The sequence below is a fragment of the Pseudomonas sp. MDT1-17 genome, from assembly GCF_054898105.1.
Genome location: NZ_JBUBVM010000001.1, coordinates 1,063,827 through 1,075,998, shown reverse-complemented (window position 1 = coordinate 1,075,998; position 12,172 = coordinate 1,063,827). Strand labels below are relative to the sequence as shown.

Annotated in this window: 13 protein-coding genes; 10 read left to right on the top strand and 3 right to left on the bottom strand. The window is 60.8% G+C overall.

The window, feature by feature from the left end:
* Positions 1 to 99 precede the first annotated feature (99 nt).
* A complete protein-coding gene (locus ACYZTX_RS04695) occupies positions 100 to 1,452 on the top strand; it encodes a 3-oxoacyl-ACP reductase (protein ID WP_462033161.1) in 1,353 nt (450 codons plus the stop codon).
* A gap of 2 nt (positions 1,453 to 1,454) precedes the next feature.
* Positions 1,455 to 2,309, top strand: coding sequence for a MaoC family dehydratase (locus ACYZTX_RS04690; protein ID WP_462033160.1), 855 nt, complete (start codon positions 1,455 to 1,457; stop codon positions 2,307 to 2,309).
* Positions 2,310 to 2,341: 32 nt separating this feature from the next.
* Here the strand turns inward: ACYZTX_RS04690 and ACYZTX_RS04685 are convergent, their stop codons facing one another.
* Positions 2,342 to 2,755: a response regulator gene (locus ACYZTX_RS04685; protein WP_462033159.1), complete on the bottom strand. Its 414-nt coding sequence runs from the start codon at positions 2,753 to 2,755 to the stop codon at positions 2,342 to 2,344.
* 79 nt (positions 2,756 to 2,834) lie between these two features.
* A complete protein-coding gene (locus tag ACYZTX_RS04680) occupies positions 2,835 to 3,104 on the bottom strand; it encodes a Flp family type IVb pilin (protein WP_462033158.1) in 270 nt (89 codons plus the stop codon).
* Positions 3,105 to 3,359: 255 nt separating this feature from the next.
* Between ACYZTX_RS04680 and cpaB the strand changes: the two genes are divergently transcribed.
* From cpaB to ACYZTX_RS04640, 8 genes are read left to right on the top strand one after another with little or no spacing between them, the layout of a single operon-like run.
* A complete protein-coding gene (gene cpaB / locus ACYZTX_RS04675; protein WP_462033157.1) occupies positions 3,360 to 4,307 on the top strand; it encodes a Flp pilus assembly protein CpaB in 948 nt (315 codons plus the stop codon).
* Between the two features lie 21 nt (positions 4,308 to 4,328).
* A complete protein-coding gene (locus ACYZTX_RS04670) occupies positions 4,329 to 5,600 on the top strand; it encodes a type II and III secretion system protein family protein (RefSeq protein WP_462033156.1) in 1,272 nt (423 codons plus the stop codon).
* Complete coding sequence (locus ACYZTX_RS04665) at positions 5,597 to 6,787, top strand: AAA family ATPase (RefSeq protein WP_462033155.1); 1,191 nt, start codon at positions 5,597 to 5,599, stop codon at positions 6,785 to 6,787. Before ACYZTX_RS04670 ends, ACYZTX_RS04665 begins: the two co-directional genes overlap by 4 nt.
* Positions 6,784 to 8,064 carry a CpaF family protein gene (locus tag ACYZTX_RS04660; protein ID WP_462033154.1) on the top strand — a complete coding sequence of 427 codons (1,281 nt, stop codon included), beginning with the start codon at positions 6,784 to 6,786 and terminating at the stop codon, positions 8,062 to 8,064. The genes ACYZTX_RS04665 and ACYZTX_RS04660 overlap by 4 nt, the downstream gene beginning before the upstream one ends.
* Positions 8,065 to 8,073: 9 nt before the next feature.
* Positions 8,074 to 8,958, top strand: a complete 885-nt coding sequence (locus ACYZTX_RS04655) for a type II secretion system F family protein (protein WP_462033153.1) — start codon at positions 8,074 to 8,076, stop codon at positions 8,956 to 8,958.
* Positions 8,955 to 9,845: a type II secretion system F family protein gene (locus tag ACYZTX_RS04650; RefSeq protein ID WP_462033152.1), complete on the top strand. Its 891-nt coding sequence runs from the start codon at positions 8,955 to 8,957 to the stop codon at positions 9,843 to 9,845. Before ACYZTX_RS04655 ends, ACYZTX_RS04650 begins: the two co-directional genes overlap by 4 nt.
* Before the next feature lie 10 nt (positions 9,846 to 9,855).
* Complete coding sequence (locus tag ACYZTX_RS04645; protein ID WP_462033151.1) at positions 9,856 to 10,569, top strand: hypothetical protein; 714 nt, start codon at positions 9,856 to 9,858, stop codon at positions 10,567 to 10,569.
* A gap of 12 nt (positions 10,570 to 10,581) precedes the next feature.
* Entirely contained in the window at positions 10,582 to 10,857 is a 276-nt protein-coding gene (locus tag ACYZTX_RS04640; RefSeq protein ID WP_462033150.1) for a DUF3613 domain-containing protein, read from the top strand.
* A gap of 441 nt (positions 10,858 to 11,298) precedes the next feature.
* Here the strand turns inward: ACYZTX_RS04640 and ACYZTX_RS04635 are convergent, their stop codons facing one another.
* The gene (locus ACYZTX_RS04635; protein WP_462033149.1) at positions 11,299 to 12,120 is read right to left on the bottom strand and encodes a response regulator; all 822 of its coding nucleotides are present in this window, start codon (positions 12,118 to 12,120) and stop codon (positions 11,299 to 11,301) included.
* Positions 12,121 to 12,172 lie beyond the last annotated feature (52 nt).

Below are 12,172 nucleotides of genomic sequence, written 5' to 3'. Positions count from 1 at the left end.
AGGCTAACAACGCACAAGCGTAGGCCTTATCTGGTGGATCGAACGACTGATCGCCATTCATGGTCCACACTTTGAATCCCAGCTGCTGGAGCGCGTTCCATGTCTGACCGCTATATCGACTTCGCCAATTCGTCCATCGGCCATCGTTTGGTCGGGGCCCTGGGTCTGCCGTCGCCGGTTCGGCTGGAGCGCTGGCAAGCTGGCCACCTGCGCCCTGTTGAAGGGGCGCTGTTGATAGGCGGTGGTCCGCTGGCGGAAAAAGTCAGTGCCTTCGCCAACCGCCTGACCGACGCGATTTACAGCTACGGCACCGAACCCGCACTGGCCACTGCGTGGATTCCCGGCCACGGCCCCAAACTCAAAGCCGTGGTGTTCGACGCCAGTGACCTGGTGCAAACCGATCAACTCAAACAGCTGCGCGAGTTCTTCCAGCCGTTGATTAAAAACCTCGACCACAACGCGCACCTGGTGATTCTGGGGCGCGCGCCGCAGACCTTGAGCGATCCGTTCGCCGCCAGTGCCCAGCGTGCGGTGGAAGGTTTCAGCCGGTCGCTGGCCAAGGAACTGCGCAACGGCGGCACCCTGCAGCTGATTTATGTCGGCGACGGTGCGGAGGATCAACTGGAAGGCCCGCTAAGGTTTTTCCTCTCGCCCAAAAGTGCGTTCGTTTCCGGGCAAGTGATTCGCTTGGACGCCTGCGACACGCAGGTGACGGACTGGACTCGCCCACTGTCCGGCCGCAAGGCGCTGGTCACCGGCGCGGCACGCGGCATCGGCGCCTCCATCGCCGAAACTCTGGCCCGCGACGGTGCCGACGTGATCCTGCTCGACGTACCGCCGGTTAAAACCGACCTTGAAGCCCTCGCCGCACGCCTCGGTGGGCGCAGCATCACCCTGGACATTTGCGCCGCAGACGCTGCCGCGCAGTTGATCGAACAATTGCCCGACGGCATCGACATCGTCGTTCACAACGCCGGCATCACGCGGGATAAAACCCTGGCCAACATGACCCCGGAATTCTGGGATGCGGTGCTGGCGGTCAACCTCAATGCTCCGCAAGTGCTGACCAAGGCATTGCTCGACAACGGCACCCTGCACGACAACGGTCGGGTGATCCTGCTGGCGTCCATCAGCGGCATCGCCGGCAATCGTGGGCAAACCAATTACGCAGCGAGCAAGGCCGGGTTGATCGGTCTGGCCGAGACCTGGGCGCCGTTGCTGAATGAGCGCGGCATCAGCATTAACGCAGTGGCACCCGGTTTCATCGAAACCCAGATGACCGCGCACCTTCCGTTCGGCGTGCGTGAAGCCGGGCGGCGCATGAGTTCGCTGGGCCAGGGCGGCCTGCCGCAAGACGTCGCCGAAGCGGTAGCGTGGCTGGCTCAACCGGGCACCGGCGCGTTCACCGGGCAAGCGCTGCGAGTGTGCGGGCAAAGTGTTTTGGGGGCTTAGGCATGATCATCGATTGGCACACACTCAACCGCGAACCGAGCCTGTCGGGACTGTACGTGCAGGCCGCGACGCGACGCAAAATTACCGGCACCACCCTGCCCGATTCGGGTTTACGCTGCTGGGTCAATGTCGACCCGACGCGCCTGGCGGCCTATCGCAAGGTCTGCGGTTTTGCCGACAACGGCCTGCTGCCGCCGACCTATCCACACATCCTCGCCTTCGCTTTGCAGATGCAATTGCTGACGGCCAAGGAATTTCCGTTCCCGCTGCTGGGGTTGATTCACCTGCGCAACCGCATTCGAATCTTTCGCCCAATGGGCGGCGTGAATCGTGTGCGGGTCAGCGTTCAGGTGCAAAACCTTCAGCCCCATGAAAAGGGCGCAACGTTCGATCTGGTGACCACGCTCGACGATCAGTTGGGGGCGTTGTGGGAAGCTGAAAGCCAGATGCTGTGCCGCGGCGTCACACTCGAAGGCGAGCCCGTCGAGGAGGTGTTGGCATCGACGTTGGAGATGCCAGAGGTGGCCCACTGGAACGCGCCCTCGGACATTGGACGGCAATACGCCAACGTGTCCGGTGACTACAACCCGATTCACCTGAGCGCCGTCAGCGCCAAACTCTTCGGTTTCCCGACGGCCATCGCCCATGGCTTGTGGAACAAGGCCCGAACCCTGGCGGCACTTGCCGATCATCTGCCGGCGGCGAATGTCGAGATTGCGGTGCAGTTTCGCAAACCGGTGCGGTTGCCCAGTGAAGTGACATTGCTGGCCAGTGCGGCGGGGGTCAGTGGGGATTTACGGTTGGTGGGTGCGGGGGATCTGGAGCATATGGTGGGGCATTGGCAGCCTGTTGCCTGATCGCGCGGCAGTGGATGTACACCCTCAAAAAGTCAGGTCCCAACGGATCTCAGTCGGGGCTGGGGAAACAGATTATTAAGCGTCTCCAACAACCGCACGTGATAAATCGGCTTGCGAAACAGGTCCAGCACCTGCAACCGCAACAGGTCACTGACATCCTCCATGTCCGCATGCCCCGACATCACAATCACCGGCAAATGCTGGCGGGACGTATGCTCGCGCAACCGCTTGATCAACGACATGCCGCTCTCCTCCGGCATCCGCAAATCAGTAATCACCAACGCAATATCCGGATGGCGCGTCAGATGTTGCAACGCGAGTTTGACCGAGGTGGCGGTAAAGCAATTGAAGCCCTCGCCCTCCAGCAACTCCGCCAGCTCCAACAACGCGTCCTCCTCATCATCGACCAGAAGAAGTTGTTGTCGTGGGAGTACGGAAGAGATCATGGGCAACACCTGCATGGACTGAGCGCTGACGTTAGAAGCCCTTTGGAGCATTGGCAAGCTGCCGGTGCGTCTTCTCGCTTCAATCGATGACGGCTTTGATGCTGTTGAACAGGTTCGTTATCGAGGTCCCCATCCCTGTACTGAGGCCGGCAATCACCACCGCAACCATGGCTGCAACGATCGCGTACTCAATGCCCGAGGCACCCTCGGTATCTTTGGCCAAGCCTTTGTAAAAAGCGATTTCGGATTTGATCTTCTGCGCAAGCGTGGAAAAGGACATGGCGTTTCTCCTGGAAGACGACGGTTGTTGCACGACTGCAACATGATTCCCCTTCGCCAGCATCAGCATTGTCGGCATTCCCCGTACTCACAACTGTAAGAACGAATTATCACTAAAGTATTAGTTGGTTCATTGACGCCAAAAAAGGCACATTTTCACCCTGGCTGCCTACTTTCGTTAGTTTTTTTCAGACCAGTAATGGCGTTTCGCTCTAGCTGAGCTACCTTCAAATAGCGAAATAGTTCCATGTTCATAGCTGCCTGATTGCGAAGTTGTCTCGTTGCAGGTGACGGGGTCTCAAGCAGCAGGAAAGGGAGAGCCGTCATGAACAGCCGTATTACTCTGGCCCTGGCCGGATTGTTTTTAGTGGGCGCCATCATTGCCGGTTACTGGGGCTTCACCCTCAGCCGTCAACCGGCCCCCGAGCCTGTCGTGCAATCCAGCGTTGTCTCGACCGCGCCCACGGCCCCGACACCTGCGCCGGTGGAAGACACCACCCGCCAACCGGTGGTGGTACTCCTTCATGACGTGCCGCCATTCGCGCCGATTACTGCCGCCGACGTTGCCCTGGAAAAACTCCGTACCGTCCCGGCCGGCAGCCTGAGCCGCCTCGATCAAGCAATTGGCCGAACGCCCTGGCGCGCCCTCAGTGCCGGTAGCTGGCTCAATGATGAAAGCTTCGAAGCCGGCGGCAGAGTGGCACGGATGATTCGTCCCGATGAACGCGCCCTCGCCGTCGCGGTGGATGAAGTGATCAATGCCGGTGGGCAACTGACACCGGGGGACTATGTCGATGTGCTGCTGTTTCTGCGCATGGACAACAACAACCTTCAGCCGTCGGCTCAACTGGTGGTGCCGGCCTTGCGGGTACTCGGGGTGGGCGAACAGATGGGGTTGACCAACGACGGTCAACCCGCCAGCCCGGCCCGCAGCAACGAAGAAAAACTCAGGCAGGAACAATCGCGCGCCAGCGCCCGCAGCGTCTTGCTTGCCGTCCCCGAACAACTACTGAGTCGCCTGATGTTGGCGGCCCAGGCCGGCGTGTTGCGCCTGGCCGTACGCAGCGCCGGTGAAAAACGTCTGGCTCGTTACTGGGCCGGCGAAAGCGATTCATCGGCCAACCTTGCCGATACCAACCGCGAGTTGATCCAGTTCAGCCAACTGGCCATGACGCCCCCACCCAAACCTGTCGTCACCCACGGCGGCACAGCTCCGCGCAAATCGAGCGTGGAAGTCATCCGCGGCAACGAAATTACCCAACAAACCCCCTGAATCGAGCAAGGACGCATCTAAATGCGCAGTCGTTCCATGCCCCTGTTTCAAGGCCTGCTCTGGATCTCTTTACTGAGCGGCGTGCCGCTTGGCGTAACATTCGCAGCCGCCGGCAATTGCGCCGCGCTAGGTTCGCTGCCTGCGGTACTGGAAGTCAGTGAAGGGCTGCAACAGGAGGTGCAATCGCCGGTAGCAATCACTCGGGTGGCGGTGGGCGACCCGAAAATCGCCGACGTGCGAGTCAACGGCAATCAAGCGTTTTTACTCACCGGAGTGGCCCCAGGCGCCACCAGCCTGATGGTCTGGACCGCCTGCGCCAGCGCTCCGCGCCAGAGCATGGTGTTCGTTCAGGGCAAGGCCACCGCGGCGATGACCACCGCTACACGGTTACCCTCTGATGACCCACTGCTACCGTCGCAAGTACAAACCGACATTCGTTTCGTCGAAGTCAGCCGGACCAAACTGAAAGAGGCCGGCACGTCGATTTTCGGCAAGGGCTCCAACAATTTCCTCTTCGGCGCACCCGGCACGGTGCCCAATACCGGCGTGACGCCGGGCGTGGTGCCGCTGTTCAACATTGATCCGCGGATCGCGGTGCCCAGCATTCCGTTACTCAACGACAGTTTCAACATTGTCTGGGGCGGTGGCAGCAGTAAATTTCTCGGCATCGTCAATGCGCTGGAGGGCAGCGGCTTTGCCTACACCCTGGCGCGGCCGAGTCTGGTGGCCCTCAGCGGGCAGAGCGCGAGTTTCCTGGCCGGCGGTGAAATCCCGATTCCGGTGCCCAGCGCCAACAGCGACAGTTACTCCATCGAATACAAGGAATTCGGCATCCGCCTGACGCTGACGCCGACCGTGGTCAGTCACGACCGCATTGTCCTCAAAGTGGCGCCGGAGGTCAGCGAGCTGGATTACAACAACGGTGTGACCATCGGCGGCACCACCGTTCCGGCGTTCACCATACGCCGCACCGACACCAGCATTTCCCTGGCCGATGGCGAGAGTTTCGTCATCAGCGGTTTGATCAGCACTCAAAACACGTCGCAAGTCAGCAAGTTTCCAGGCCTGGGCGATATCCCGATTCTCGGTGCGTTTTTTCGCAACTCATCGGTCAACCGCGAAGAGCGTGAGTTGCTGATGATCGTCACGCCGCACCTGGTCCAACCGTTGGCTGCCAACGCACAACTGCCGTCGTTGCCGGGTGAAAAGCTGCGCAACTATGACCCGAACTGGTATCGCCTGTACTTCCTCGAAAACGGCAACTTCGATAAACGCAGCGGATTATCGCAATGAGCCAGAACCTGAGCCAGACCTTCCTCGCGATTACGCGCAACAGCACCGACCTTGAGTGGCTGCAAGGCGCCCTCGCCCCGTTGGGCCAAGTGGTCAGCGCCGGCGGTGGGAGCCTTGACGAATTGCTGGCGCTAGTGGACGTGACCTTCGCCAGCCTGGTGTTCGTCGGCCTGGACCGCGAACACGTGGTGGCCCAAAGCGCACTGATCGAAGGTGCCCTGGAAGCCAAACCGATGCTGGCGATCGTCGCGCTGGGCGATGGTATGGACAACCAACTCGTGCTCAATGCCATGCGCGCCGGTGCACGGGATTTCGTGGCCTATGGTTCGCGTTCCAGCGAAGTTTCGGGGTTGGTGCGACGGCTGAGCAAACGGCTGCCGCCGGTGGCCTCAAACACCCAACTCGGTGGCTTGACCGTGCTCTACGGTGTGCAGAGCAACGCCGACGGCGCGCTGCTCGCCTCCCACATGGCGCAAGTGGTGCAGAAGAGCGGTCAGCAAACATTGTTGCTGGACCTGGGCCTGCCACACGGCGACAGCCTGGCCTTGCTCGGGCTGGAGAGTTCGTTTCACTTCGGCGATGCGCTCAGGCATTTGCGGCGCCTCGATGCGACGCTGATCGACAGCGCCTTCACCCGTTGCGACGCGGGCCTGCGGATCCTCGCCTACGCCGATCACGATGAACCGCTGGAGCACACCAGTGCCGCCGAGTTGTACATGCTACTCAGCGCCCTGCGCCAACACTTCCAGCACATTGTGGTGAACCTCACCGGCCAGCCGGACAGCGAAGCGTTGCGCACCTTCGTCAGCCATTGCGACAAGTTGCTGTGGTACACCGATCAGAACGTTCTCGACTGCCGCCGCAACCTGGCGGTACTCAACCTGTGGCGTGAAAAAGGCATGAAGCTCGATCACGCCAAGCTGCTGGTGGACCGCTACCTGCGCAACGTTTCACCGGACTCCGAGACCCTGGGCAAAAGCTTCGGCATGGAGATCATCGCGACCCTCGTCTACAGCCCGGAAGTGCGGCTTAACGCCAAGAACCAAGGTGTGACTCTGTTTGAACTGGCCCCCCGCGAAGGCCTGACTCAAAGCCTGCGCGCCCTCGGCGAACGGTTGGCCAAGCGCTCCGAGGGCCTGGCCAAGCCCAAGTCTGGCTGGTTCAACCGCTTGAGGGGTGCGCAATGAGCGGTGAAAAACTCTTCGGCGCGCCTGTCCGCACAACCAGCGGCAACACCGACCACGAAGGCCTGAAACTGGTGCTGCACCGCTACATCATCGACGCCATCGAGGAGTCCGGCAAAAACCTGCTGGAGGGTTCGCGGCAGGTGCTCTCACAGTTCGTCATCGACAAGACTGCCGAGTACATCGCCCGGCTGCACCTGGCGATTTCCCGCTATGAAATGGAGCGTCTGGCCGAAGAAATCGTCGACGAACTCACCGGTTTCGGCCCCCTGGAAGTGCTGTTGCGGGACCCGGCGGTGACGGAGATTCTGGTCAACGGCCCGCACCGGGTGTTCATTGAACGCGACGGCGTACTGCATCAAAGCGACCTGCGTTTCATCGATGCGCATCACGTCGAACGGGTTATGCAACGGATCCTCGCGCCCCTTGGACGACGGCTCGATGAGTCGTCGCCGATGGTCGACGCACGACTGCCCGACGGTAGCCGGGTCAACGCGATCATTCCACCGATTGCCCTCGACGGCCCTTGCCTGTCGATACGTAAATTTCGCAAGGACATGCTCAAAAGCTCTGACCTGATGGCGATGCAAACCATCGATCAGGCCATCTTCGACTTCATTCAGGAGGCCGTGGGCAAGCGCTGCAACATTTTGATCAGCGGCGGCACCGGCACCGGCAAGACCACGCTGCTGAACATTCTCAGCCAGTTGATCAACCCTCACGAGCGAATCGTCACCATCGAAGATGTCGCCGAGCTGCAACTGGGCCACCCTCACGTGGTGCGCCTGGAAACCCGGCCGCCAAATGCCGAAGGTCACGGCGAAGTGAAGGCCAGTGACCTGATTCGCAACGCCCTGCGGATGCGTCCGGACCGGATCATCCTCGGCGAGATTCGTGGCGTCGAAGTGCTGGACGTACTCACCGCAATGAACACCGGCCACGACGGCTCCATGAGTACCGTGCACGCCAACAACGCCCAGGATGCGCTGTTGCGCCTGGAGACATTGGTGGGCCTGACGGGCCGCACCATCGCCGAACGCACCCTGCGGCAAATGATCTGCGCCGCGCTGGATGTAGTCATCCAGCTGACGCGCATGCCCGACGGCCGCCGCTGCGTCAGCGAGGTGGTGGAGGTAGTCGGCATCCGCGATGACGTCTACGTCACCAATACCTTGTTCCGGCTCGACCGGCGCAGCGGTTTCGGTTTTATGCGTGAGGCGGTCAACCCCGCGGGCGACAAACTGCGCCGTGAGTCGGCGCTCTCTCCCTCTGCGTACTGAGGCCACAGCATGCTCAAACCGCTGCTGCTCATTCTCGTTTGCCTGATCTTGCTCGGGCTGTCGATCCGTCTGTTCTACAACGGTATGCGTCAGACCGGCACCGAACGCGTGCTGGGCCGCCTGACTCAGGGGCAACCGGAGCCGGTGGTGGCGAAATCGTCCTGGTCGGGTGTGGAACGGGCCTTTTTGCGCGCCGGCCTGGGGCGTCCCACCGAGCGTCTGGGGGTATGGCTGCTGCTCTGGGCCTTTGGCATCTTGCTCGGATTTGCTACCGGTGGCTGGATCGGCTTACTGGCTCTGTTACTGCTGCCGCCGCTGATTCTGCGTTTGTATGTCAATTGGCGTTATCAGCGCCGACTGCAGCGCATGATCGAACAACTGCCACAAATGCTCGATCACACCGTGCGTAGCCTGAAGTCCGGGCGCACCCTGGCCGATGCGGTGCTGGGCGCCATCGATGCTGCCGAAGATCCGCTGAAAAATGCCATGGGCCGGGTCCAGCGCAACGTGCAGCTGGGGGTCAGCCTGCCGGACGCCGCCTCGGACCTCGCCGAACTGTATGAGAAAGATGAACTGCGCCTGTTCGCGCTCGGGTTGCGGGTCAATCACCGCTATGGAGGCAATGCCAGTGAGCTGTTGGAGAACCTGATCAAGATGATCCGCGAGCGCGAGCAGGCTGCGCGCCAACTCAGGGCCATGACTGGTGAAACCCGTGTGACGGCCTGGGTCCTGGGCTGTTTGCCGATTGGCCTGACCGGCTATTTCCTGGCGACCAACCCCCTCTACTTGCTTGCCATGTGGCACGACGATTCGGGGCAAATCATGCTCGCGTCCGCGTTCGGCCTGCAGGTGGTGGGCAGCCTGGCGCTCTGGCGCATGTTGCGCAGCGTATGAAAATGCCTCTGCTGATCAGCGCGCTGCTATTTCTGGGCGCTACGTTATTACTGCTCGGCAGTTTGCTGGAACAGCAGCGACGGGCTCGTCAGGTGGCCCAACGGCTGGACGGCAAACGGCTGAATGACGACCGTGTGGGTCACTGGCTGCAGGTGCTGGGTAGCAGCCGGATCGGCCAACGCTCGGTCAGTCTGGATAATGAAACCCAGACCCTGCTCAATCGCCTCGGCTGGCGCAGCGCCCGGCGACGTTCGCTGTTCGCGGCCCTTCAGGTGGGCGCCCCGGTGTTGGCACTGGCCCTGAGCTTGATGGCCCAGGGGGTATTTTTCCCGCACGTGGAAAACCAATGGCTCGTCCCCGCCTTTGCCACCGGCATCGGCTACCTGCTCCCCAAACGCCTTTTGGCCGCAGCCGCCCAGCGCCGGCAAAAACAGTTGGCGACCGAGATTTCCACCTTCATTGCGCTGCTGCGCATCCTGTTCAAATCAGGCATGGCGGTGGAGCAGTCGCTGAGAGTGTTGAGCATTGAAGGCAAACAATTATTGCCGGCCCTGACCCATGAGTTGCGTCTGGTATTGGCCCGGGTCGATTCCGGCCTGGAACTGGGCGAAGAACTGAACAATGCCACACGCTTGCTGGCCGTCGATGAGTTCACCGACACCTGCGTGATCCTTCAGCAGTTGATCCATCAGGGGGGCGGCGCGATGAAATCCCTGCAGGCCCTCAAGCAACTGCTCGATGACCGGCGCCTGACGCGTCTTCAGGAATACATCTCCAAGATGTCCGCCAAAATGTCCGTCGTGATGATGCTGTTTCTCTTCCCGGCGTTATTGATCGTACTGGCCGGCCCGGGCTTCACTGCCCTGTCCCGTGCCTTTGCTTCCTAGAGGGAACGTTATGAAAGCCATCATCGCCGGGTTGAGTCTGTTGTTATTAGGCGGTTGCGCAAGTAACGGTGCGACACCCTGGAGCGCCCTGACCAACACCGCCAGTTGCGCCAAGCTGACCTCCGAGGAACAACTGTCGCTGAACCTCGCCGATGACATGGCCAATGACGGCAAACTGCACGCCAGCCTCGCCAACCTGCAAAGCCTGCCCGACAACCTGGCGGATGTGCGCCTGCGCAAGGCCAAGGTGTATCGACTGCTGGGCCGCAGCGAAGCCGAACCGTTATACCGCAGCTTGCTCGGCAGTTGCCTGGCCGCCGAAGCCGAACACGGCCTGGGCCAACTCGCCGCCGCCAGGGGCGACAACGGCCTGGCACAAGCCCACTTGCAAAGGGCCGCACGGCTGGCGCCCACTGACGAGAAAATCCGCAACGACCTAGGCGTGGTGTACCTCAATCAATTGCGCATCGAGGATGCGCGCTTTGAATTTCTGACCGCCATGGAGCTCAAGCAAAGTGATCAGCTGGCGGCGTTGAATCTGGTGACGCTGCTGATCTACCAAGACGACTGGAGCCGCGCCGCCGAACTGGTCAGCCGCCTCGGCCTGAGCCCCGCCCAGGTCACCGAAGCCCAGGCCCGCGCAGAAAGACTCAAGACCCCAAGCAAGCCCGGCCCGACGGCCACGAACCAGGTCGCCGCCGTCGCCACATCGCCCCTTCAATAGGGAGAAGCCCTGATGAAACCGACCGCCCTCTACTGCCTCGGCCTGCTGGCCCTGCCCCTCACCACCCACGCCATCGACCCCGGCCCCGCCTCGCCCCAACAGCAGGAAACCGAAGGCTGGCTGCAACTGCAACGCAGTAACAAGGCGACTTCCCAGAAACCGCAAACCTCAACCGCGACCGAGCGCGAGCTGAGCATGCAGCGCTGGTTGAAAAGCTATCAGCATGAGATCCCGGAGTTCTTTGATCAATATGAGAGCGGGCAGGTAGACGGCGGGACGGGGGGGTAGTCTTGATCCGGGATTTGTTGTGCCTGAACTGCACTTTCGCGAGCAAGCTCGCTCCCACAATAAATCGGGTACGCCTTGCGCTTCTCACCACTCAACAGGCCGAGCGTTAGCTCGCCTGCAGCTTTTGATCTTGATCCACCCGCCCCTTCGGGAGGCTGAGTGGAGGTGTTCATCTGGGGGGAGGCGCGCAGCGCCGTTCGACGAAGTCGAACACATCGAGAGGAGGTCGAAGCGAAGCCGACCGGAGGCGATGCCCCCAGATGAATGCCGGAGCGAAGGAACACCGAGCCTAGGCGAGGGGCCGGACGCTCGGGGCGAGCCTTTTGGGGTACTTTTTTGGCGTTTGAAAAAAGTGCCTCGCCGTAAGGGCGAAACCCTAAGCGGCCGTTACCGCAGCAACGGATATGTACTCAATCAACCCAATACAGGTCGCCCACATTTTCAGTGAGCGGTGACCCGCTGCCGCAACCCGGATTGAATGGGCGTCAAAGCAAGCGCCAACTGCGTCCGATTATGCATATGCGTCAACCGCAACACCTGCGACACATAAAGCTTCACCGTGTTCTCGGTAATCCCCAACTCACAGGCAATCTGGTAATTCGTCTGTCCCTTCCCCACCAACCGCGCCACATCCAACTGCCTTGGCGACAGATGACTGAAAATCGCCGGAATCTCAACCCGATCCACAGCACTGACATCGTCATCAGGGGAAACCGACAACCGCGGCCCACGCCGAACCTTATCCAGATCCTGATACAGATCATCGATCGACTCGGAAAGATACTGCAGCTTCTGATTCAAATGCCCCAGCTGCACACTCTTCTGCCGCTCCTGCAACGCCACTTGCTGACGCGCAATCCCGTCGAGCAACTCATGCAGATCAATTGGCTTCTGATAATAATCGGCAAACCCGGCCCGCAACGCCTTGATCACATCCTGTTTGTCCGCGCGCCCGGTGAGCATGATCGCCTCGAATGCGCGGTGCTTGCCGGATAGCCGCTGCAACGCCTGAATCAATTCAATCCCGTCCAGGCCGGGCATGTGCAAATCACAGAGCACCAGGCCGATCGCCTCGTCCTCACTGAAACGCTCGACCGCCTGCCGGCTGGACTCGCAAGGCACACAGCGATAACCACTGCGCTCAAGAAATTCACAAAGCGGCTCAACGATCAGCCGCTGGTCGTCAACCACGAGGATTTTCATTGCCGAGGTAGGCTTGTTCACGTGCAACTCCCTGCTGACCACTCCTGTACCGATAGCCATAGGCGGTACAACTACTGGTTTGAAAGTAGACGTACTTTCCGACTCTGTACAT